Annotated in this window: 17 protein-coding genes; 8 read left to right on the top strand and 9 right to left on the bottom strand. The window is 50.6% G+C overall.

Annotated elements, in window-relative coordinates:
• Window positions 1-8: 8 nt before the first annotated feature.
• On the bottom strand, window positions 9-1,073 hold the full coding sequence (locus tag ACYVH9_RS06710; RefSeq protein ID WP_460635526.1) for a hypothetical protein: 1,065 nt from the start codon (window positions 1,071-1,073) through the stop codon (window positions 9-11).
• Between the two features lie 230 nt (window positions 1,074-1,303).
• Between ACYVH9_RS06710 and argS the strand changes: the two genes are divergently transcribed.
• The 3 genes from argS to ACYVH9_RS06725 all read left to right on the top strand — a co-directional run bounded on the left by argS (window position 1,304) and on the right by ACYVH9_RS06725 (window position 4,688).
• Entirely contained in the window at window positions 1,304-3,082 is a 1,779-nt protein-coding gene (argS, locus tag ACYVH9_RS06715) for an arginine--tRNA ligase (RefSeq protein ID WP_460635527.1), read from the top strand.
• Window positions 3,083-3,095: 13 nt separating this feature from the next.
• Window positions 3,096-3,713, top strand: coding sequence for a glutathione peroxidase (locus ACYVH9_RS06720; RefSeq protein WP_460635528.1), 618 nt, complete (start codon window positions 3,096-3,098; stop codon window positions 3,711-3,713).
• A gap of 78 nt (window positions 3,714-3,791) precedes the next feature.
• Window positions 3,792-4,688, top strand: coding sequence for a 1,4-dihydroxy-2-naphthoate polyprenyltransferase (locus ACYVH9_RS06725; RefSeq protein WP_460635529.1), 897 nt, complete (start codon window positions 3,792-3,794; stop codon window positions 4,686-4,688).
• Between the two features lie 580 nt (window positions 4,689-5,268).
• On the opposite strand, the gene ileS is transcribed toward ACYVH9_RS06725, so the two are convergent.
• Window positions 5,269-8,697: an isoleucine--tRNA ligase gene (gene ileS, locus ACYVH9_RS06730; RefSeq protein WP_460635530.1), complete on the bottom strand. Its 3,429-nt coding sequence runs from the start codon at window positions 8,695-8,697 to the stop codon at window positions 5,269-5,271.
• 303 nt (window positions 8,698-9,000) lie between these two features.
• On the opposite strand from ileS, the gene ACYVH9_RS06735 reads away from it, so the two are divergent.
• Together ACYVH9_RS06735 and ACYVH9_RS06740 are read left to right on the top strand one after the other, a co-directional pair.
• Window positions 9,001-9,453: a hypothetical protein gene (locus ACYVH9_RS06735; RefSeq protein ID WP_460635531.1), complete on the top strand. Its 453-nt coding sequence runs from the start codon at window positions 9,001-9,003 to the stop codon at window positions 9,451-9,453.
• Window positions 9,454-9,465: 12 nt separating this feature from the next.
• Complete coding sequence (locus ACYVH9_RS06740) at window positions 9,466-9,948, top strand: hypothetical protein (protein ID WP_460635532.1); 483 nt, start codon at window positions 9,466-9,468, stop codon at window positions 9,946-9,948.
• A gap of 28 nt (window positions 9,949-9,976) precedes the next feature.
• On the opposite strand, the gene ACYVH9_RS06745 is transcribed toward ACYVH9_RS06740, so the two are convergent.
• From ACYVH9_RS06745 to ACYVH9_RS06755, 3 genes are all read right to left on the bottom strand, one after another.
• Window positions 9,977-11,026, bottom strand: a complete 1,050-nt coding sequence (locus ACYVH9_RS06745; protein WP_460635533.1) for a sialidase family protein — start codon at window positions 11,024-11,026, stop codon at window positions 9,977-9,979.
• Between the two features lie 247 nt (window positions 11,027-11,273).
• Window positions 11,274-13,184, bottom strand: coding sequence for a CocE/NonD family hydrolase (locus tag ACYVH9_RS06750; RefSeq protein WP_460635534.1), 1,911 nt, complete (start codon window positions 13,182-13,184; stop codon window positions 11,274-11,276).
• A 374-nt stretch (window positions 13,185-13,558) separates the two neighbouring features.
• On the bottom strand, window positions 13,559-14,164 hold the full coding sequence (locus ACYVH9_RS06755) for a DUF6134 family protein (protein ID WP_460635535.1): 606 nt from the start codon (window positions 14,162-14,164) through the stop codon (window positions 13,559-13,561).
• A gap of 54 nt (window positions 14,165-14,218) precedes the next feature.
• Between ACYVH9_RS06755 and ACYVH9_RS06760 the strand changes: the two genes are divergently transcribed.
• Entirely contained in the window at window positions 14,219-16,573 is a 2,355-nt protein-coding gene (locus ACYVH9_RS06760) for a glycoside hydrolase family 20 protein (protein WP_460635536.1), read from the top strand.
• Window positions 16,574-16,576: 3 nt separating this feature from the next.
• On the opposite strand, the gene ACYVH9_RS06765 is transcribed toward ACYVH9_RS06760, so the two are convergent.
• Entirely contained in the window at window positions 16,577-17,551 is a 975-nt protein-coding gene (locus tag ACYVH9_RS06765; RefSeq protein ID WP_460635537.1) for a c-type cytochrome, read from the bottom strand.
• 399 nt (window positions 17,552-17,950) lie between these two features.
• Here ACYVH9_RS06765 and ACYVH9_RS06770 point away from each other — a divergent pair, with 399 nt between their 5' ends.
• The gene (locus tag ACYVH9_RS06770) at window positions 17,951-18,733 is read left to right on the top strand and encodes a LytR/AlgR family response regulator transcription factor (RefSeq protein WP_460635538.1); all 783 of its coding nucleotides are present in this window, start codon (window positions 17,951-17,953) and stop codon (window positions 18,731-18,733) included.
• Between the two features lie 82 nt (window positions 18,734-18,815).
• A complete protein-coding gene (locus ACYVH9_RS06775; protein ID WP_460635539.1) occupies window positions 18,816-20,150 on the top strand; it encodes a peptidoglycan DD-metalloendopeptidase family protein in 1,335 nt (444 codons plus the stop codon).
• Window positions 20,151-20,240: 90 nt separating this feature from the next.
• Here the strand turns inward: ACYVH9_RS06775 and ACYVH9_RS06780 are convergent, their stop codons facing one another.
• From ACYVH9_RS06780 to atpG, 3 genes are all read right to left on the bottom strand, one after another.
• Window positions 20,241-20,816: a DUF4136 domain-containing protein gene (locus ACYVH9_RS06780; RefSeq protein WP_460635540.1), complete on the bottom strand. Its 576-nt coding sequence runs from the start codon at window positions 20,814-20,816 to the stop codon at window positions 20,241-20,243.
• A 295-nt stretch (window positions 20,817-21,111) separates the two neighbouring features.
• On the bottom strand, window positions 21,112-21,657 hold the full coding sequence (locus ACYVH9_RS06785) for a YceI family protein (protein WP_460635541.1): 546 nt from the start codon (window positions 21,655-21,657) through the stop codon (window positions 21,112-21,114).
• 250 nt (window positions 21,658-21,907) lie between these two features.
• The gene (gene atpG, locus ACYVH9_RS06790; protein ID WP_460635542.1) at window positions 21,908-22,792 is read right to left on the bottom strand and encodes an ATP synthase F1 subunit gamma; all 885 of its coding nucleotides are present in this window, start codon (window positions 22,790-22,792) and stop codon (window positions 21,908-21,910) included.
• Window positions 22,793-22,821 lie beyond the last annotated feature (29 nt).

Here is a 22,821-nt window from a genome sequence, read left to right on the forward strand (position 1 = left end):
TCAGGGAGTTATTGACAGTTGGTATACGTATAGCTTTCCGTGAGTGTGCTTCGTTGCGGCACCGCACTCGGAAGCAGATTCCGGTGTTCGCCGGTTGCGCTCTCAATGAGTCCCTGCGCATTCAACTTGGGTACGCGGGTACTACTTGACGTGTGCTGAACAGCGTTCGTTTGGGCGTTGATGGCGTAGGGGTCGTACTGGGTCATTACGCCTTCCGCGCCAAATTCAGGCTGCACAACCGGGTGGCCTTTAAAAACCGGAAGCGTGCTGGTGGCAGGTTTGGCATCGCTCCAGGCCCGCGTAAAATAACCGGTTTGTTTGTCGTTGAAGTATTCCTCCGTTTTGGTCTGCCTTCTTTGGCTATCGTAGGTATTTTGCTGCCTGTAACGGCCCGAAAGAATCATTTTGGTAACCAAACCGTCTTGCAGCGTTAGGGGTCGGGTCTCCGTTCCGCCGGATTTTTCAACGTAATCCACTAGCAACTGATTTTTATACGTCCAGATCCGTTGATCGCCCCCGGAACCGCTCGGATTTTGGGGTGGATTCTGACCAAACTCGTACGTGTTTGTCTGGGTTTTGGTCGCCAGCTCTCCCTTGTCGTCATAAGTCAAAACCGTGGCGCTGAGTGTGGTTGTGCCATACCCGCTCTGGTCTCTGGTCTGGTAGCTTGTCAACCGGTTGCTGGTATACACGTAGGTGGTTGTTGAGGAGCGTTCCACGGTATTGACGACATTACTCGGCAGGGTGGTACGTTCCACGGCCGTCATTTTCGAATTGGTCAGAAAACCGTCTGTGTTGTAAGTATAGGTGTCGGTGACCGTATAGTGCTGATTACCGGCTCCCGTGTCATACGTCTGGGTTTTGACGTACGATTTCTGCGTCAGGTCGCCGTTGGAATTGTATTGGAAATTGGTTTCTTGGTTCGTATTAGAAGTCGTCGATTGAGTGGTCATAACAATCTTCTGAATACGGCAATCGGTTTGTTGCTTGACTTCTTCGGTGCGTTTAGAGTTGCAGCCGTTGAGGAGCCCGTAGAAGATTACGAGCAGCAGAGGTCGGGTAAAGGGTCGCATAGGATCACGGATTTAGTGAAATTTACGGATATGCTTTGATACTATCACCGATGCCATAGACGAAAGTTTAGGCGAAAACGCTGGCGCTGCACCAAAGTTTTTTGTCATCCCGTAGAGAAGATGCGAAAACCGCACCGGAATACGGTTCGGAAAGTAATTTTTTGCCGTAGTTTTGTAGCCAGATCAGCAAGGTATTTTACGCCGATCCGGGGAACTTACCGTCATATTGAATGGATATTCAGGCACAACTCAAACAGGCCATTGGGCAAGCCATCAGCTCGCTTTACGATGTGTCCGTTGAAACCGTTTTACTACAACCGACCAAGAAAGAATTTGAGGGATTGTATACCTTCGTTACTTTCCCGTTAACCAAAACAACCCGAAAACCGCCGGTCGAAATCGGGCGGGCGATTGGGACGTATCTACAGGAAAATACCCAGCTAATCAGCAAATTCAACGTGGTTCAGGGGTTTCTGAATCTGAGCATTGCCGATTCGGTCTGGCTGGATCAATTAAAGGGTATTCTGACCAATCCGAACTGGGGTCAATTGCCCGCCCGCCATGAATCGGTAATGGTCGAATTTTCGTCGCCCAATACGAACAAACCGTTGCACCTGGGCCACTTGCGCAATAATTTTCTGGGCGATTCGGTCAGCCGGATTTTGCAGGCTAACGGCTACGATGTCGTAAAAGCCTGTCTGGTCAACGACCGGGGTATTCACATCTGTAAGTCGATGCTGGCGTACCAGGAGTTTGGCAACAGTGAAACGCCCGAGTCGACAGGAATGAAGGGCGACCACCTGATCGGTAAATACTACGTCTGGTTTGACAAAGCCTACAAGCAGCAAATCGAAGAACTGATTGAGGAGGGACTGCCGAAGGAGGAAGCCGAGAAAAAAGCGCCCCTGTTGCTGAAAGTGCAGGAAATGCTGCGGAAATGGGAGCAGGGTGATCCCGAAACCGTGGCGCTCTGGGAGAAGATGAATGCCTGGGTGTACGAAGGCTTTGCCGACACCTATTTTCAGATTGGCGTTCGGTTCGATAAAACTTATTACGAGTCTGAGACGTATGTATTGGGCAAGGATGTGATCGACGACGGTTTGCAGAAAAACGTTTTCTACCGGAAGGAAGACGGCTCCGTTTGGATCGATCTGGCCGACGAAGGACTTGATCAGAAGCTGGTGCTGCGGTCGGACGGAACGTCGGTGTACATCACGCAGGACCTGGGAACCACGGATTTGAAGTTTCAGGACTTTCCGATTCAGCGCGCGATCTGGGTCGTGGGCAACGAGCAGGATTACCATTTTGCGGTTTTGTTTGCCATTTTGCGCCGGTTGGGCCGCTCGTACGCCGACGGGTTGTTTCACCTTTCGTACGGGATGGTGGACTTACCGAGCGGGAAGATGAAGTCGCGGGAAGGCACGGTTGTGGATGCTGACGATCTGATTGCCGAAATGGTAGAAACGGCCCGAAACCGTACGCGGGAGCTGGGCAAAATCGACGATTTCGAAAGCGAGGAAGCGACTCATCTGTACCACGTCCTGGCGATGGGCGCGTTGAAATATTACCTGCTGAAAGTGGACCCGAAAAAACGGATGACGTTTAATCCGGAAGAGTCGATCGACTTTCAGGGACATACCGGTCCGTTCATTCAGTACACCCACGCCCGGATCTGTTCCATCTTGCGCAAAGCCGAGCAGTTGGGAGTGAATCCGGCGGGCGAATTAGTTTCGGTCGAACTGGCTGATAGCGAGCAACAACTTGTATATTTGCTGACGGAGTTTACGCAGCGGCTTTCCGAAGCAGGCACCGATTATGCACCCTCGTACCTGGCCCAGTATGCGTTCGAACTGGCCAAGGCGTATAACCAGTTTTACGGGGAGTTGTCGATCCTGTCGGAACCCAATGCGGATACGTTAAAATTCCGGGTTGCGTTGTCAAAAGCCGTTGCTGAAACCATCCGAAAAGCAATGGCGTTATTAGGAATCGAAGTGCCAACAAAAATGTAAACCGTCAACTCACATGAAAAAGCTACTGCTTGTAGTAACCGTTGGTATTGTGGCTGTAACCTTATCCAGCTTTATGTCTGTAAAAACCGTTATCAATTTTCTGCTGAGCGACAAAAGCGAGGTGGCCGTTCGTCCGGCTTCCGCTGCTGCGCCGACAAAATCGCTGTACGATTTTACCGTTAATTCCATCGAAGGAAAAACCGTTCCCCTGAAACAATACCGGGGCAAAAAAGTCGTGATCCTGAACACGGCGTCCAAATGTGGCTTTACGAAGCAGTTTGCCGACTGGGAAACGTTCTACAAGGAACACGGCGATAAAGTCGTTGTGTTGGGTTTTCCATCCAACAATTTCAAAAGCCAGGACCCCGGCTCGAACGCCGAGATTGCCGAGTTCTGCAAAAAGAACTACGGTGTTTCTTTTCCGATGTTTGAAAAGGTTGATGTAATCGGCGAAAGCCAGGCTCCGTTGTACAAATGGCTGTCTGACAAGTCTGCCAACGGCTGGAACGACAAAGTACCAACCTGGAACTTCTGCAAGTACGTGATCAACGAAAAAGGCGAACTAACGCACTTTTTCGCTTCTAAAGTGTTGCCTACCGACGAAGAATTCAAAAAAGCTGTCGGCATTTAAGAGGTAAGAATTATGAGTTAAGGGGTAAGGGTTTAATGCGTTAGTGAACTCTTGGCTCTTAACTCATCACTCATCACTATGAAAAGTTGGCTTGCGGCTGCCCGGCCGCGTACATTACCGCTGGCGCTGGCCAGCATTATTCTGGGAAGCTTTCTGGCTTCATCAGTGGGTCAGTTTAGCTGGAAGATCGCTGTTCTGGCGTCGCTCACCACCATTTTTCTGCAAATTCTCTCCAATTTTGCCAATGACTACGGTGATGCGGTGTCGGGCAAGGACACCGCCGAGCGGGTTGGGCCGCGTCGGGCGGTTGCTACGGGGATGATCACCAAAGAAGCCATGTTTCGCGGGATCGTCGTCACGGCCGTGCTGTCGCTTATTTCGGGCATTTGGCTGCTGGTCGAAGCGCTGAAAAGCGCATCAGCACAGGTTTTCTGGATTTTTCTGGGCCTGGGTTTCCTGTGTATCGGAGCTGCCATTGCCTACACAAACGGCAAGCGCCCTTACGGTTACAGCGGTTTTGGCGACATTGCCGTGCTGCTTTTCTTCGGTTGGGTAGGTGTTCTGGGGACTTACTTTCTGCATACTTTGTCGTTTGATCCCAGCCTGCTCCTGCCAGCCACCAGTGTTGGTTTGCTGGCTACGGGAGTCCTGAATATCAACAATATTCGCGACATTGAAACCGATGCCAAAACCGGTAAAAACTCCATTCCGGTGCGGCTCGGACGTCAGCGGGCCATTCGTTACCATTGGCTGCTGCTACTGGGAGGCATGTTGTGCGCAGTTGTATACACGCTGGCCACCGGTTTCAGCTGGTTGAGCTGGCTGTATTTGCTGGCTTTTCCGCTGTTTGTACTGAATGGCCGGGCGGTGGCGAATCATCAAAAACCCGGGGAACTCAACCCACGGCTGGGCCAGTTGGCTCTATCAACGCTGCTCTTTGTGGTGTTGTGGGGATTTGCCCTGATCAATCACTGACTGATAAAAGAAGCAGTATGAAAACCGTTGGCATCATCGGGGGATGATGTAGGAAACGATTCGGTTGATTAGTACCGGGGTCACAACCAAAGAGTTGAAAAGGGCGAAGCGTAGTTGTTTGCCAACGATGATCCTGGTGAAGTCCGGAGCCGGTATTGAGCATCTGACCAGCTGAAGCGAATGGTGTATTCTGGGTTGTACCGAAATACCGTTGCTGGTACGGCCCGGATACAAAACCGTCCCGCTGTTCGACACGATTATTCTTCACGCGCTGGCCTGGCGGCTTTATTCTGTCAATATATTAATTGCCAGATAAACATATTTTAAACAATACGATTTAGTTTCTGTTAGAATTACAAGATGGTGAATGAAGGGGTGAATGGACTGTGCGAAGGACATTCACCATCTTTTTTACAGCGTTTTCTTGTCTGGACGTTCGGCGGTGAATTTCGCTGAAAGCTAGCAGAATAAGGAGCTACGGATTCGCTTTCTGAACGCCATTAAGTCGCTGGTTTATTGCAGTTTGTCAAAAACGTATTGATAAAAGAAAAAGCCCCGGACGAAATCCGGGGCTTTTTCTTTAAGCGACGGCCACTTTCAGACGAAGTCGGAACTCGTCCATCTCGATTTCGGTGGCGTTGCCGTTGAGGTCCTTAACCAGCTCGAGCGAGAGCGCCTGTACTTCCTGGCAGATGTAGTCCTTGTGGGTTTCGATCGCGCTGGTCAGTACTTCGTTCGAGGTGTCGTTGCTGCCTTGTTCCAGTTCGATCCGGATTTTATCCGTTACGCCGAAGTCCTGGTCTTTGCGCAGGTTCTGGATGCGGTTGATGAAATCGCGGGCGATACCTTCCTGCCGCAACTCGGGCGTGATGGTAACATCCAACGCCACGGTTAACCCATTCTGACTAGCAACAATCCAGCCCGGTACGTCTTCGGTTCGGATTTCAACGTCAGCCAGCGTAATCTCGCCAATGGCCAATTGCAGACTTCCGGCAGCTTCCAACTTCCGGATATCCTCCTCGTTCATGGTGTTGATCGTGGTGGCTACATCCTTCATCATCGGACCGAATTTTGGGCCCAGCGTTTTGAAATTTGGCTTGATTTTTTTCTTCAAAATGCCGGACGCATCGTCGATAAACTCAACGGTTTTTACGTTTACTTCCGACTGAATGATGGGCGAAACGTGTTCGATCTGGCGCCGGGTCGTTTCGTTCAGAACCGGAATCAGCACCTTTGTCAGGGGCTGACGAACTTTAATTTTATGCCCTTTCCGCAGCGAGTGGACCAGCGAAGAAATTTCTTGCCCGAGTTGCATGGACGTTTCCAGATCGCTGTCGATCAGCCGCTGTTCCGCTTGCGGGAACGACACCAGGTGCACCGACAATTCCTTTTCTTTTGTCAGGTTGCGGTACAGCCAGTCGGCAAAGAAGGGTGCGATCGGTGACATCAGTTTTGAAACCGTTGTCAAACATTCGTGCAGTGTTTCGTAAGCCGCCCGTTTATCGTCTATCGAACTGCCCTGGGCCGAACCGGTCCAGAACCGGCGACGCGAAAGACGAACGTACCAGTTTGATAATTGGTCGTTGACAAAATCCTGAATGGCCCGACCGGCTTTGGTTGGATTATAGTTTTCAAACTGTTGTTCCACCTCCAATACCAGCGATTGTAATTTCGACAGAATCCAGCGGTCCAGTTCCGGGCGTTGCTCAACCGGAATGGTTCGCACCCCGTCGAAATCGAACTGATCGAGGTTGGCGTACAGCGCGAAGAACGAGTATGTATTGTAGAGCGTTCCGAAAAACCGTCGCTGCACCTCGGCAATACCGTCAATGTTAAATTTCAGGTTATCCCAGGGCTCGGCGTTGGTAATCATGTACCAGCGGGTGGCATCGGCACCGTACGTTTCCAGCGTTGTAAACGGATCAACGGCGTTGCCCAGCCGCTTCGACATTTTATTGCCGTTTTTATCGAGTACCAGACCCGTCGAAACGACATTTTTAAAGGCAATCGACGAATCGGTTTTACCATCCAGCGTGCCCAGCATACCCGAAATCGCGTGGAGTGTGAAGAACCAACCCCGTGTCTGGTCAACGCCTTCGGAGATGAAGTCCGCCGGGTAAGCTTGGTCAAAAACCGCTTTGTTCTCGAACGGATAATGCCATTGTGCGTACGGCATGGCACCGGAATCGAACCACACATCAATCAGGTCCGGTTCGCGTTGCAGCACCTTGCCAGACTCAGAAACCAGGTACAATTCATCGACGAAAGGCCGGTGCAGATCGTAGTTTTCCGACGCCAGTTTTTGCAGGTACGCTTCGTTTTTGGCTTTTTGCTCGTCGGACAGTATGCCGCTTTCGAGGGCTTTTTCAACACCTGCCTGCAGTTCAGCAACAGAACCGATGCAAACTTCTTCGCCCGCGTCATTCCGCCAGATCGGCAGGGGCGTACCCCAGAACCGGCTGCGGCTGAGGTTCCAGTCGACCAGGTTTTCGAGCCAGTTGCCAAACCGTCCGGTTCCCGTGCTTTCGGGGTTCCAGTTGATGGTTTTGTTCAACTCAACCAGTTTGTCCTTCACGGCGGTGGTGCGGATAAACCAGCTATCGAGCGGGTAATACAGCACCGGTTTGTCGGTTCGCCAGCAGTGTGGGTAAGGGTGCTCGTATTTTTCAACGTGAAACGCCTTGCCTTCGCTTTTCAATTTGATAGCAATCAGCACGTCAGTGGGCTTGAACTCGGGAGCCTCCTGCTCTTCATCCGAATAGTATTGCTCCTTCACGTACCGGCCACCGAACTCACCAATCTCTTTGACAAACCGTCCTTGTTTATCAACAATCGGCACTTCTTTCCCATTTTCGTCCTTCACCATGATGGGCGGAATTCCGTTCTGCTGGGCAACCCGAAAGTCATCAGCCCCGAACGTTGGTGCAGTATGCACCACGCCCGTACCGTCTTCGGTCGTAACGAAATCGCCCAGGATCACGCGGAACGCCGGGGCGTCGGGCTGGATGTAGGGGAGAAGCTGCTCGTATTCGATTCCGGCCAGTTCTGCACCTTTGAACTCACTCACGATTGACCAGGGCAGAAGCTTTTTGTCCGATGCGGCATAGCCTTCAAAATCACCGTCTTTGCCTTTTTCATTGAACCAGCGGCCCACCAGGGCTTTGGCCAGAACCACGTGCACGGGTTCGTAGGTATACGGGTTGAAGGTCTGCACCAGCACATACTCAATGTCTTTCCCGACGGTCAGCGCCGAGTTGGCGGGTAGGGTCCAGGGCGTAGTCGTCCAGGCCAGAATGTAAGGTTGTGACCCTGACAAGTCGCCAAATACCTGTAAAGTTTTGTCCGAGGACTTGGTCTTGAACATCGCCACGATGGTCGTGTCCTTCACGTCCTTGTACGTTCCGGGCATGTTCAACTCGTGCGACGACAAGCCCGTTCCGGCCTTGGGCGAGTAGGGCTGAATCGTGTATCCTTTATAAAGCAAATCCTTCTTGTAAAGCTCTTTCAGCAGGTACCAGATGGATTCGATGTATTCATTTTGATAGGTGATATACGGATTGTCGAGATCGACCCAGTAGCCCATTTTTTCGGTGAGCTCGTTCCAGAGGTCCGTGAATTTCATCACGGCTTCGCGGCATTTCTGGTTGTAGTCTTCAATGCTGATTCCGCCCTCTGATTCGGGTTTGCCGATGTGGTCTTTGGTGATGCCCAATTCTTTTTCGACCTGTAGTTCGATGGGCAAACCGTGCGTATCCCATCCTCCTTTCCGTTTGACCTGAAACCCCTGCAGGGTTTTATACCGGCAGAAAATATCCTTGATAGCCCGAGCCATCACGTGGTGAATACCCGGTTTTCCGTTTGCTGAAGGTGGCCCTTCGTAAAAAGTAAAGGTTGGTTTGCCCTCGCGCGTGTCGACCGATTGCTCAAAAACGCGATTAGCTTTCCAGAAGACTAATACGTCATCCGCAACCTTGGCATAATTCAGGTTCTTGTATTCTTTGTAACTCACGGCATTGCTGGATTTGAAATCAAGCGCAAAGATACGGAAAATTGAGCGGAACGCACGGGTTACAACCGAAGTCGAAATGGTGTGGGGTATTTTTTCAAGAAACGGTCCGGGCGGTTTTATTTTTACCGTTCGGTAATTCTGTGCGGAATTGTAGAATTTTAATATATTTACTAACCATTTGGCATAGACATTGTCACTTAGTTGGAAACGAAAAGCGAACGCTATATGGGATCCTGGTGATGTTATATAGGTTTGTTTTAGCCCATAAGGTTAACACAAATAGTTTCACTAATTTAGTATGGCATGAATGAATTGGAACGATCGGCAGGGAATGCTTCCCACTGGAACCTTCGCACCCCTTCTGATCAACGGGCTTTGTACGACCGTTTCGGAGCAATGGCTTACGGGATTATTTTGCAGATTTTACCCCAGACGCAGCTGGCACAGGAAGCCCTGCTGGACGTTTTTACGTCTGCTCAATTACCTTCTTCGGCAAATTCGTCGATCAGCCCCGCTATTGTCATAATTCGGCTGGCCCGTGCCAAAGCGCTTGAACTCAAGCGGAAAACGAACGATCGGGGAGCCGCCATTGCGGAACCCGTTTCGTCGGCAGGTGGTTATTCTCCTGAGTTTCTATTTGACTTATCCTTTCGTCAGGGATATTCATTTGACGCAATTTCGGAACAGTTCGGGATTGCCAAACCGGAGATACTGAAAGCCGTTCGGGAGTTCATTCATTTATTTCGTCGATCGTAATCATTTATTAAGTTGGATATTCGTCAATACATTAACAGTGGAGTTTTAGAATCCTATTTGTTGGGCCTGTCCTCCGAAGAAGAGGAGCAGGAGGTGCAACAAATGAAGATTCTTTATCCAGAGGTTTCTTCGGCGCTGGATGACCTTGAAATTGTAATTGAACAATATTGCCTGGACAGTGCCGTGCCGCCACCGCCGGGTACCTGGGATTTGATTCAGGCGCGGACGACTGGAAAAGATCTACTAAAACGCGATAAAAAAGATAAAAACCACACCAAAAAAGAAGCGAAAAACGATAAATCGGATTACCTCGAAGTTGAAGTCAGCGATTCATTTATTCGGGTTCATAAACTCTGGCGGATTGCTTTCTTTGTTGTCTTTGTGCTATCCAAAATCTTTTTAATAGCAGGGCTGTATTATTACTTCAAGTCTGATAGTCAGAATCAGGAAATTGAACGCCTTAAAATGGAGATCCAGCAGCAAAGAATGCGCTGAGGACCTCCATTTTGCTTTGTGGAACGGGTTATGGGTTAGGCCATTGCCCGTTTTTTATTTCCGTCAGTTTCAGTTTAGCCGGATCAACCACGACGTATTTAATTTTTTTCCGGTGATGCGTGTACGTAAAGTGCACCAATCCGTCGCGGGTCTGAATCACGGCCGGATAAGAGAACTCTCCACCGGGTTCGTTTTCGAGGACTACAGCCGCCTGCCAGTTCTTTCCGTCGGGCGAGAAGGCCACGTTGAGCGGAGAACGTCCTTTTGGCGTGTGGTTGTATACCAGCACCTGCCGCCCGTCGCGGAGCGTCACCGCGTCGGTGCCAGAATTGGGATTGGGCAACTCCGTTGCTTTTAAGGCCGACCAGGTCTTACCCTGATCATCCGACCAGGCTTCCAGAACATATTTATTTTTGCTCCGGCAAAGCAATTGCAGCCGTCCGTCTGGGTGGAACAATACGCTGGGCTGGATTGCGCTAAACGCTTTGCCATCGTTGAGTGCCGGGGTTTTCTGCCAGGTTTTGCCACCATCCGCACTGCTTTCCATGTGCAACCGCCAGCCATTGTCTTCGCTGCTCGACGGGCTGAGCAGGGTTCCCGATGCCAGAAGAACGGGTTTGTTTTTGATTGGGCCCACTATGTCGTTGGGCAGCCGTTCGGGCTTTGACCAGGTTTTCCCGCCGTCGGACGACGTCATTTTCATTCCCCACCAGGTCGATGGACTCGGACCCACTTTATAAAACAACAGCAGCGGCCCTTTGGGCATCTGAAACAGAACCGGATTCCAGGTTGGGTGGCGGCTACCATCGGACTGAAGCCCGTTGGCCACTTCGACGGGTGTTGTCCAGCCCTTTTTATCCCGTCGACTGACCCAGATGCCAACGTCAGGATGGTTTTCGTGGGTGCCGCCAAACCAGGCCGCTACAATACCGTTGGGGGTTTCGGCCAGGGTGGAAGCATGGCAGGAGGGGAATGGAGCCTGTTCGTAAATAAACTCGGATTTGACGATGCCGGCGCTTTGCTGAGCGGCTAACAAGCCCGGGAGCATGCAGAGAAGGGCAATGAACGCATGTTTCATAGAAAATGCTAACGGTTTTTAGGGTTAGGATTAAAAACGCAAATATAGGCCTTGAATACTCAAAAGAAAGGCCAGTTGGGGTTTATCGCCTACGGTTTTAGAAGTCAATTCGGCCTGCAAAACCGGTTAAACGGTTGGCTGCAGAGCCGGTTAAACGATTGGTCAGTCTACTCTTTTATTGACCAATGAAAAAGCCGGTCGCCGGGATTCCATTTCCCCGACGACCGGCGTACGGTTTGAACGTCGACTAAATCCCTTTGTTCAACACCCGTACCTTGATGTGCGACGGTTTTTTGGTTGAGAAATAAACCCGGTGAGTGGCTTTCTGGTAATCGGCTTCGGTGGCATCGTAGATGTTCATGAACTTCTGCGGGTTGCGATCCACCAGCGGAAACCAGGAGCTTTGCACCTGCACCATCATTTTGTGGCCTTTCTTAAAGGTATGGGCCGCGTCCTGCATGTCAAACTTTACTTCCGTGACCTCGCCCGGTTTGATTGGCTCGGGTTTGGAGAAGCTGTTCCGGAATTTGGCCCGCATCACTTCACCCCGGACCATCAACTGAAAACCGGCCATTTTTGTCGTTGGAATCGGGCTGACAGCCCGCGAGGTGTCGGGATAGACATCGATTAGTTTCACCACAAAATCGGCATCTGTACCGGTGGTCGACACAAACAGATTCGCCATGACGTTGCCGGTGATAGTGACGTCCTCGGTCAGTGGTTCCGATTCATACACCAGCACATCGGGCCGTGTGGCGGCAAAGCGCTGATCTTCATACATGAAATCACTGCCCCGGATGATCCGGACTTCGTTGGTGTACGGTACCGGCTTTTTCGGGTCGCTGAGGTACTCGTCAAACACCGACTCGGTTTCTTTGGGAGCTTCGAACGACAGTTTGCCGTTGCTATGCAGGTAAATAGATTGCTCCTCCGACTCCTTGGGTGGCCACTGGCTGTATTGTTTCCACTCGTTGGCACCCGTCAGGAAAATCGAGGCTTCCGGCAGTTGTGGATCGGGAGCGTCTTTCAGGTGATGATTGAAAAAAGCCAGTTCGATTTTCTCCCGGTAATAAGGGGCGGTTTTGGACCCAAACGTGATGTTGCCGAGTGCATCGCCATTGCTGCGTGCCCAGCCACCGTGAATCCAGGGGCCCATTACCAGAATGTTTTTGGTCTTCGGATTTTTACTTTCAATCCCTGCGTACGTCTTCAGCGGGCCGTACAAATCCTCCTGATCGAACCAGCCACCCACGGTCATCACCGCCGGTTTGATGTTTTTCAGGTGCGGCACGGGCGTTCGGGCCTGCCAGAATTCATCGTAGTTCGGGTGGTCGATCATCTCCTGCCAGACTTTGTTTTCGTTGTTGAAAAACCGTTCGTTGATCTTTGAAAGCGCGCCAACACTCTTGTAAAATTGGTACGAATCGGGTGTGCCAAAAGCCGAAAAACCGGGCGAGGGCTTGGACGTCGGAACGGGCCGGGGCTTGCCGTAAGACGACAAAAAGGAAAACGTACCCATCAGAAAAAACGCGCCGTTATGGTGCCGGTCGTCGCCCATGTACCAGTCGGTGACGGGAGCCTGGGGCGAAACCGCTTTCAGGGCGGGATGGGCATCGATTGCCGTCATGGTGGTATAAAAACCGGGGGCCGAAATCCCCCAGGTGCCCACTTTTCCATTGTTGTTTGGGACGTTCTTAATCAGCCATTCGATAGAGTCGTAGGTATCCGAACTTTCGTCGACATCGGTTTTTTTCTTCTTGTTAGGATTATGCGGCCGAACGGCTACAAACTCACCTTCCGACATCCAGCGTCCACGGACGTCCTGATAAACAATAATATAGCCGTCTTTGGCAAACGCCATCGATGGGCCCAGCGACGTTTTGTACTTGTCTTCGCCGTAAGGTGCCACGCTATAAGGCGTCCGATCGAACATAATCGGGTATTTCTGCGCGGTGTTCTTGGGAACGTAAATCGACGTAAACAATTTTACCCCGTCGCGCATGGGGATCATCCGTTCCATCTTGGTATAATTCTGGACGATGTACAGCGAATCGGCTTTGTTAATGGCCGGTTGCGCCAGCAACGGACCTGCCAAAACCGTTGCAAGGGCCAGCAGCAGGAACCGACAAACGGACGGTGTTGTCTGACTAATTTTCATACAGTTGGGTTTGTTGACTAATTGATTGGCTTTACGGTTTGGGCTATTTTCTACGTGAGCAGCCATAATCCCGAATAACTCACCGCTGGAATATGTGTGTAAGCTGTATACTGCCTGTTTGCCGTAGGTAAACGAGCCGCCGTAGCCGGATTGGTTGTTTTGGTTAAGAATCTGTCAGTTTATAAGCTCCAAAGGTACGGAAGAAATCGTCCATACGTCTGGCATCAGCGCGCACTTTATCATCCTGTAATACGAAAATTTAGAACACAGACGAGTCTGGCAAATGGCGCTGAAAACAGGCCGGACAAGGTGTTATGCTGACGGTATTGTGATGAATAACTGCTGGCGCAGCCGTAGAAAGCTCAGCGAATCGGTCATTGTTCTGCTAACCGTATGGTGAAATTCTTGATCGGGTTTTTCTTTATTATTTTTACCAGCTTACCTTTTTCATAAAAGTATTCGTCTTCCCGATCGTTAATCCGCATCCGGTAGCTACCTTTTTTTGTCCGTTCAATGGTGGCATAATCGCCAAAATATTCCGCAAAAACCCGGGTGCGGCCCGTTGGCTCTTCGTAGTACAATTGCATGGCCGTAAAGTCAATGGGTGCCGTTTCCGTCGCTTTGCGTTCATATTTATACTGTTTCACATTGATGTCGTAATGATCCTTCTGCCAGACCACATCCGAACGATAATTGCCCCGGTTGGTGGTAGCATCAATGTCGGAACGCAACAACTGGCGGGTGGCTAGGTCAAAGCGGGAAATGGTTTTATAGGAGATTTTTATTTTTCCAAAGAACCAAAACTCAACGTCGCTGTTCTGATCGTAAGTCACGGCTGTCGGGCTGGTAATCTGAGCGACGGTCATCGAGCCGATGCTGAAACCGGCAATTTCGATGTCATATTTCTGGGTGACGGTCTGGCAGCAACCGCCTGTAAGCGTCAGAAAAAGTAAACCTGTAATCAGAAATGCCTGTAGCACGTTCGATGTGTTTTTGATACAATAGAAACTTAAACAACTCAACAATACTTGTTCATGTTTAGGATTGCCTGTCTTTGGTTGGGTTTTTTCGTGTCAGTCTCGGGGTTGAGTCAGTCGGCAAACACCTATTCGGTGGTGCCCAAACCTGCTCATCTTGAAGCCCGCGAAGGCCGATTTCGCTTTACCAATTCGACCCGGATACAGACCCCGTCAGCCAACGCTGAACTACGAAGGCTGGCAGAAACGTTTGCGGGCCAGCTTCGTGCCGTTAGCGGTTTTGTCGTCGGTGTTCAGGAGCGCGCAGTCGCTCAACCGGACCGTGACGTCCTGGTTTTCAGAACTGTTGACGATGCCAGCCTGGGTAAAGAAGGGTACCGGCTTGACGTGACGCCCCGTGTTGTAACGATTGAAGCGGCTGGTCTGGCCGGTTTTTTTTACGCCATTCAATCCATTTATCAACTGTTGCCGCCCGCTATTCTGGGTTCGACCACGCCGACGGCTTCCGTCGTCTGGTCCATGCCAGCCTGCCGGATCGAAGACAAGCCGCGGTATCGCTACCGGGGATTGCATCTGGATGTGGCGCGGCATTTTTTTCCAGTTGCGTTTATTAAAAAATACATTGATCTGCTGGCACTTCACAAGTTCAATACTTTTCACTGGCACCTGACCGACGACCAGGGCTGGCGGATCGAAATCAAAAAATACCCGAAACTAACCCAGGTCGGAAGCCGCCGGAAGGAAACCCTGATCGGTCATTACTATGAATCTGATCCGCAACAGTTTGACGGACAGCCGTATGGCGGTTTTTATACCCAGGATGAAGTGCGGGAAGTAGTTGCGTATGCCAAATCCAAATATGTAACTATTATTCCTGAAATAGAAACACCAGGCCACGCACTGGCTATTTTAGCGGCTTATCCGGAGTTTGGCTGTTCGGCTGGTCCGTACGAAACGGCGACGAAATGGGGGATTTTTAACGATATTCTGTGCCCCTACGACAAGACCTTTACTTTTTTGCAGGATGTGCTGACGGAAGTGATGGCGTTGTTTCCCGGCCCCTACATTCATATCGGTGGAGACGAGAGCCCGAAGGTGGCGTGGAAGCAGAGTCCGTTTTGTCAGAACCTGATCCGGAAATTGAAACTTAAAAATGAGAATCAGTTACAAAGCTATTTCACGGCCCGACTGGATAAATGGGTAAACACAAAAGGGTGGAAAATCATTGGCTGGGACGAAATCATGGACGGAAGTGGACCGCCGATCCGGGTTTCGCCGAGTGCTACGGTGATGAGCTGGCGGGGCGTTGAAGGTGGTTTGAAAGCAGCCCGGCTGGGGCACGATGTCATCATGACGCCCGGCGATTACGTCTACCTCGATCATTACCAGGGCGACCGGGCGCAGGAACCACTGGCGTTTGGCCGACTGACGCCCCTGGAGAAAACGTATTCCTACAATCCCACGCCCGCAGACCTACCTTTGAGCGCACAAAACCGAATCATTGGTGTTCAGGCGAATGTGTGGACGGAATATTTGAAGACGCCCGAAGCAGTTGAATACATGGCCTGGCCACGGGCGGCTGCCGTTGCCGAAATTGCCTGGACACCGCAGGAGCAAAGAAGCTGGCCCGATTTTGCGCAGCGTTTGCCGACGTTGTTTGAGCGTTTGGATTACCTCAATACGGCCTATTCCCGGGCTTATTACAACGTGGTGGCTGAATCATCGCCCCAGCCAGACGGTAGTTTGCAGGTTAGACTGAGCGTAAATGAAAAAACAGCCGAAGTCCGCTATACGACGGATGGCTCGGAACCAACGGCCCAATCGACCCGGTACGACCAACCGTTACGATTACCGCAGTCGGCGATGGTAAAAGCGGTTGCGGTAAAAGACGGTAAGGTGATTGGAGCAGTGCAGCGGTGGGGGTTTGTTGTATCGAAAGCAACCGGAAAAACCGTTCGGCTGGCAACGGCAATTTCGGTACCCAAAGATGCGGAACCGGCCCTGTGGGTTGATGGCCAATACGGGACTACCGTGGGCTATCTACAGGAAATGCAGGGTGTTGCTCGCATCAAAACGGCTGATTTGAACGCAATAATTGACCTGGGCGAACTGCTTCGCGTTCAGAAAATAACGATTGGCCTGGTGCGCGCAACCGCTGGCAATATCCTGCTTCCCCGGTCAGTCGAGGTTGCGGTTTCGGAGGATGGACAGGCGTTTCAAACCGTTCAAACTGTGCCGCTTGATCCGACCGAACGAGGCCAACAGGCAATTATCCGCCAAACCCTCACCCTGGAGCCGGTGACATGTCGGTTTGTGCGGATAATCACCCGGAATGTGGGCAAAGTTCCCGCTAGTATGCCCAAAGCAGGACAAGTCGCCTGGATCGCCGTGGATGAGATCACCGTCGAATAACCTTTATTTGTTGGCCAGCGCTTCCCGTTCTCTGCCGGGAATGTCGTTCTTGAGTTGGGGTACGGTTTTGAGGTATTCAAAAATGGCACCCGCTTCGTAATCGGTCATCAGGTGCGGAAACATCGGCGCGCGGATCAGGCTACCATCGGGCCGAACGCAGGCTTTGACAGCCTGAATAAACTGCTGTTTCGTGTATTTTTTACCAATTCCGGTTTGCTCGTCGAAAGTTAGATTGGCCGTAAATATGGGTTTTCCTTCCGGCGTTTTCATCTCATTTCCACCGCCATAATAACCCAGAGTCTGTTCCGGATGAATGGGATCCTGTTTGGTGAAATCGGCCGAATGGCAGACATAACAGGTTCCTAATCCGTCGGCTACGTACTGGCCGAAAGCCACTTCGTTGGTGCTGTCCGGAATTAGAATAACCTGCTCCGGATAGGGTAGCGGTTTGATGACGGTATTGGCCAGGAGTTTGGCAAACAACGAATAATCCGAGTTCGGTGCTTCCTGCTTTGACGGCTGCACCAGTGCGTCGCCGGACCGGAGCCAGGCAATCACCGATTTCAGGTCTTCGTCGGCCATAGTGGCAAACTTCGGCATGATGGGCGCAAATGATCCATCTTTCCGCAAGCCGGTTCGCAGGAAATAGACCAGCTCGCCATCCGTCCACTTTCCAATGCCAACTTCCTTATCCTGTGTGATGTTCATGGAGTAGACAGTGCCGAATAGACTGGGCAAGTCGTTGATGTGTCGGCCGGTCAAGTGGTTATCTTGTCCCGTATGACAGGCAATACAGTGCATCTGGGCGATTTTGGCACCCCGGGCCAGCCGGGCGGGTGTTGCTTCGATGCGAACATCCTGAATAACCGGTTGATCGAAGCTCGGAATACCGCGTATGGCGGTAAAACTGACAAAACTCACGACGGCCACTACGGCGAACCCAACTAGGAGCAGCAGGCCTCGAAATACTTTTTTCATACTAACAGGAGAGTTGTGTTCATCGTATTTATTGAGGGCAAAATAACTGGGTAACCACTGCTTTTTCGCTGTCGTAAGGCGACAAAAAAGCATCATTTTCTGACAGAATTCTGCCGTTTACGTAGTGAAGATGAGGTTGTTAGTTCAACGATTTGAGACCTTTGCCGAAGAGAAGTTAGGCTGGCGTATCAGCAGCTAGATTTTCCGTGTTGGGGGGCTTTTTTGACGGCCTTTCATGAGCAGCCCGGACGTTTTTTACGGAACTAAGCTGGCGGTTTGCTGCAATTCCCGCAACGGTTTTCTCAATACAGACTTTAGAAAAAGCATTTCGGTCAGGATTATGATCGAAAATTCAAAGAAATACGATTACTTGCCATTGTTTGCTGAAACGATATGCCAATGAATGTATTGATTGTAGAAGACGAAGATCTGGCCGTACGGAAACTACGGAAGCTGGTGCAGGATGTAGACCCGTCACTCGAAATAGTGGGCGTAGCCGCCAGTATTGAAGACACCGTTGGCTGGCTGAAAAGTAATCCCGCTCCTGATCTGATTTTTATGGATATTGAGCTGGCTGATGGGCAAAGCTTTGAGATATTCGAGCAGGTCGAGGTCAACAGTACGGTGATTTTCACGACTTCGTACGATGAATACGCGTTGCAGGCTTTCAAAGTCAACAGCATCGACTATTTGCTGAAGCCCATTCAAAAAGATGATTTGCAGCGCAGCCTGAAAAAATTCCGGGATTTGAAAATCCGCCGGGACGAAGCGGACGCCCCGGCCAATCAGGCGATTAATCTGGATAAGCTGCTACGCGAACTGCAACTGCAACAACCGAAAGAATACCGCCGACGGTTTCTGGTGCGGTTGGGACAGCGGCTGCTTTCGGTGGAGGTACAGGATATTGCTTTCTTCTTTACCGACGAGCGGTTCAGTTTTTTCAAAACCTGGAACAACCAGAAGTACCTGATCGACTATACGCTCGATGAACTGGAAGACGCCCTGGACCCGGGCATGTTCTTTCGCATCAACCGGGGCGTCATTGTTACCCACAATACCGTTGAACAGATTCAGCCGTATTTTGGCAATCGGCTGTCGCTAACCCTCAAGCCAACTTTTGAAAAAGAAGCGATTGTCAGCCGGGAAAAGGTTAGCGATTTCAAAATTTGGATGGGTAAGTAACGGTTCCAGGCCCATAATTAAGCGGTCATTCAGCAAACCATGAAGGTTGGGTAGTCGTTAAGTAATCAAACACTACTCAGCTATGAATTTTGTCTTTATCAACCGGTTGCTACTGCTTGCGGTCATCGTTTTACTGGGCGCGTGTACGAGTGTTGGGCCGGGAAAGTTGTTTCGATCCGTCTCCCCACATGAACAATATGCCCAGTCGCTCCGGGATGCCCGGCTGGAACGAACGGCGCTGGGCACCGACTGGCTGGCTACCGCCGACCGGGCGTTGAAAGATTCAGTCATCATCAATGCACCATACCGGGAAAGCGGTTATTTCGCTTCCAATCGCCCCTTTGCCCTCGGTTATCGCCTGAACGGCCAGCGGGGAGACAAATTCATTATCAAGGTTGATGTGGAAGGGCAAGAAGATGTCCAGGTTTTTATTGACGTTTTTGAATTGAACGAGCGTAACCAGAATCCGGATCGCTTAACGTCGGCCAAAGTCGACACCAATCAGCTAACCGTTGAAGTTCGGCGCGCCCGGACGCACCTGATCCGCATACAACCCGAGCTGCTTCGAAGCGGTCGTTACACCATTTCCGTTACCCGCGAACCCATCCTGAGCTTCCCGGTTCAGGGGCGCGACAGCCGTCAGATCAGCAGTTATTTCGGAGTTCCGCGCGATGCTGGTCGCCGTCGGCACGAAGGAATTGATATTTTTGCCCCCCGCGGCACTCCGGCGGTGGCCGCTTCCGATGGGTATATTTCCCGGGTCGGAACGAATAATTTGGGTGGCAATGTCGTCTATCTGTCGGACTCCCGAAGAAACCATACCTTGTATTATGCTCACCTGGACTCGCAGGCTGTTCAGCAGGGGCAACGGGTTTTGGTGGGCGATACAGTGGGCTTTGTAGGTAACACCGGCAATGCGCGTACGACGAGCCCACACCTGCATTTTGGTATTTATAGTTACAACTCCGGAGCGGTTGATCCCCTGCCTTTCGTCCGTCGGGGAACGGGACCAGCGAAGCAAACGCTGGTAGCTTCCGAAACCCTGGGCGATTCTGTGCGGGTGACGGCTACCCAGGCGGTACTGCGTCAATCACCGACGGGCGATGCGCCGATTTTGCGCGGGTTGCCGCGATCGTCTACCTTTGCCATTACGGGAGGAACGTCATCCTGGTTGCGGGTTGAATTGCCGGATGGAGCCGCAGGCTATATTTCCAGCAGTGTGGTCGAACCAGCGCGTAGGGCGTTGCGCAAAGCCTCGTTACCGGTTGGAACGGATTTATTGGAAGCGGCTACCCTGCGCGCAGCTGTGATCGAAACCATCCCTGCCGGAACGGTGGTGGACGTCCTCGGTGTGTTTGGTTCGTATCAACTGGTTCGAAGTCGTGGTGTAACGGGCTGGCTTTCTCAAACGCCTTAAAACGGGCTGGCTTTCTCAAACGCCTTAAAAACAAAAACCGCCCCCTTCGTTGGAAGAGTGCGGCTTGCTAACCTGGCAGGTTGAAAAAAATTACTTTTCTTTAACCGAGCTGTAATCTGAACCGGCACTTTCGGGAAGCTGGTTCATGATGCTTTGTACCGTCGTACGGTAGGCCACATCCCGGCTACGCTCTTTTTTGCTTTGGTTCAGCTGGCCTGACGCCCATCCTTGCCAGATAATATCGTTTGTACGGGCATCGTATACGTTAACAACCACTCGGTTTTCTTCGTACTGACGGGTGTAAACATTATTATAACCCGGGTTGTACCACATCCAGTAAGGAGACCAAGTATTGTTGGACTGAACTTGCTGACGATCTTTCGAATCCGAGAAGAAGCGAATCACCAGGTCAGCTTCGCCCCCGACAACGGGTTTGTAGCCTTTGGCTTTCATGGTTTTCTCAATTTCGTCGGCAATCCGGCGCTGGTTCAGGTTGCTGCCCGCAATCGGGTCAGCATTACGGCGTTGATCAGCTTCAACACGGAACGTTGAAAACTGACGAACGTTCACTTTTGGGTCGTAGTCGTACTTGACGTTAATAGATGGCGAACAGCTTGCCAACAGACCCAGCATGAACAGACTGGCAATTATGCTCTTGATATTCATACGATTTTATTTGTTGAAAATGGATTGGGTTATTAAGTAATGTGTTCGGTAACTGGGTGAACTACTTGTTAACGACTGATGATTTCTCATTAGTATTTCGTCAATTAAATAACTAATATTTAACAAAGTTAGTTCTCCATTTTTACGATCAAATTGGCCGGTGGTTTTTAATTTTATCTGTATTTAATTGTCTGGTATACAGGGTTTTGAGGCTGGGATTATTGAGTAGATATCAACAAAAAACCATCCACCCTGATCAGGGTGGATGGTTAAAAAATGTTAAGTAAAGAGAAGGTTACTGGCGAGCTACCTGTACATCCAGGATCAGTTTCACATCATCACTCACTACCACCCCGCCTGCTTCGGTAACCGCATCCCAGGAAAGGCCATATTCTTTCCGTTTGATGGTACCAGTCAGTTCAAATCCAGCTTTGGTATTTCCGTAGAAATCGCCCATCTGCCCACCGTGTTCGGCTTTCAGCGTTATCGGTTTGGTCGTTCCCCGGATGGTCAGATCGCCTGTGATCTCGTACGTATCGTCGCCGGTCTTTTTGACCGAAGTTGACTTGAACGACAGTTTCGGATGATTCTCTGCATCGAAGAAATCGCCTGATTTCAGGTGACCATCGCGTTGTTCGTTGCCGGTGTTAATGCTGTCGATGTCGGCCGAAAACGTTACGGACGCATTTTCGAAGCTGTCGCCAACCGTCTCAACTTTTCCTTCAAATGAGTTGAATTTTCCGGTTACGTTCGATACCATCAGGTGACGAACTTTGAATTGAATTTCCGAGTGTGAGGGATCGATGTTCCAAACGATCGTTTCAGGAGCAGTAGTTGCCATGATTGCTATTTCTTTAATAATGTAACGACATTTAATGTTAGTACATTTAATCTTTTAAATTGGTTTCAAGAACCGTAAATTTTTTGTAAAAAAAGAGAACTTTTAAAAATTAGATTCAACGGTCTCGGCAAAAACGCGAAAGCAGTAGGGCAAATTCAGCGGTTTTTTATGAATCCATTTTGGACTAGAAGCGAAAAAAGAAACCCCGTTACATCGCGGTAACGGGGTCGAACCTATTTTTCGAGTATACTTAATTCTTGAGGGCCTCAGCTCCACCAACGATTTCGAGAATTTCTTTCGTAATGGCTGCCTGGCGCGTCCGGTTGTACACCAGTTTCAACTCTTTCAGCAGTTCACCGGCATTTTCGGTCGCTTTATCCATCGCCGTCATCCGGGCGCCATGTTCTGACGCGTTTGACTCCAGAACGGCTTTATACAGCTGAATCTTCAATGTTTTCGGAATCAGTTCGGTAATGATTTCCTCTTCTGAAGGTTCAAAAATATAATTGACGTTGACGGTTTTTGTGGCCGAGTGAGTAGGTGCCGACACGATAGGCAGGAACTGCTCGGTACGGATGATTTGGGTGGCAACGTTCTTGAATTCGTTGAAAACGATATCCACCCGGTCATACTGGCCTGCTGTAAAGGCGTTCATCACATCTTCGGCAGCTGATCGTACCTTGGCAAAACTCAACGACTGAAACGTATCCACATAATTGGTATTAACCTTAAAGCCCCGACGCTGGAATGCTTCGGCTCCCTTCTTACCAATAGCCAGGATTTCAACATTACCCCGCCGGGCCTGTTCGGCATAACGGGCGTTGATCACCGATAGCGTTTCTTTGATGACGTTGGTATTGAATGCACCGGCCAGACCCCGGTCAGAAGTCACTACTACCAGCAACACGCGCTCGATGGAGCGGACCTGGTTGTAGGGACTTTCAGCCGCCAGTTCGGCACCAGCCGCAACGGTGCTGAGCATTTCACCCAATTTCTGAGCGTAGGGCCGCATCTGGATGATGCTGTCCTGCGCCCGGCGCAATTTTGCCGCAGCGACCATTTTCATGGCTTTCGTAATTTGCTGCGTCGAGATGATGGAAGAAATCCGGCTTCGTACTTCTTTTAATGAGGCCATGTTTTTGGTTGTGGAGTGGCAGAGTCAGG

The organism is Larkinella harenae, from assembly GCF_054780515.1.

Excerpts from the sequence above, each read along its gene's own strand:
- ACYVH9_RS06710 (WP_460635526.1), bottom strand. The coding sequence starts at position 1,073 with ATGCGACCCTTTACCCGACCTCTGCTGCTCGTAATCTTCTACGGGCTC.
- argS (WP_460635527.1), top strand. The coding sequence starts at position 1,304 with ATGGATATTCAGGCACAACTCAAACAGGCCATTGGGCAAGCCATCAGC.
- ACYVH9_RS06720 (WP_460635528.1), top strand. The coding sequence starts at position 3,096 with ATGAAAAAGCTACTGCTTGTAGTAACCGTTGGTATTGTGGCTGTAACC.
- ACYVH9_RS06725 (WP_460635529.1), top strand. The coding sequence starts at position 3,792 with ATGAAAAGTTGGCTTGCGGCTGCCCGGCCGCGTACATTACCGCTGGCG.
- ACYVH9_RS06735 (WP_460635531.1), top strand. The coding sequence starts at position 9,001 with ATGAATGAATTGGAACGATCGGCAGGGAATGCTTCCCACTGGAACCTT.
- ACYVH9_RS06745 (WP_460635533.1), bottom strand. The coding sequence starts at position 11,026 with ATGAAACATGCGTTCATTGCCCTTCTCTGCATGCTCCCGGGCTTGTTA.
- ACYVH9_RS06750 (WP_460635534.1), bottom strand. The coding sequence starts at position 13,184 with ATGAAAATTAGTCAGACAACACCGTCCGTTTGTCGGTTCCTGCTGCTG.
- ACYVH9_RS06760 (WP_460635536.1), top strand. The coding sequence starts at position 14,219 with ATGTTTAGGATTGCCTGTCTTTGGTTGGGTTTTTTCGTGTCAGTCTCG.
- ACYVH9_RS06765 (WP_460635537.1), bottom strand. The coding sequence starts at position 17,551 with ATGAAAAAAGTATTTCGAGGCCTGCTGCTCCTAGTTGGGTTCGCCGTA.
- ACYVH9_RS06770 (WP_460635538.1), top strand. The coding sequence starts at position 17,951 with ATGAATGTATTGATTGTAGAAGACGAAGATCTGGCCGTACGGAAACTA.
- ACYVH9_RS06775 (WP_460635539.1), top strand. The coding sequence starts at position 18,816 with ATGAATTTTGTCTTTATCAACCGGTTGCTACTGCTTGCGGTCATCGTT.
- ACYVH9_RS06780 (WP_460635540.1), bottom strand. The coding sequence starts at position 20,816 with ATGAATATCAAGAGCATAATTGCCAGTCTGTTCATGCTGGGTCTGTTG.
- ACYVH9_RS06785 (WP_460635541.1), bottom strand. The coding sequence starts at position 21,657 with ATGGCAACTACTGCTCCTGAAACGATCGTTTGGAACATCGATCCCTCA.
- atpG (WP_460635542.1), bottom strand. The coding sequence starts at position 22,792 with ATGGCCTCATTAAAAGAAGTACGAAGCCGGATTTCTTCCATCATCTCG.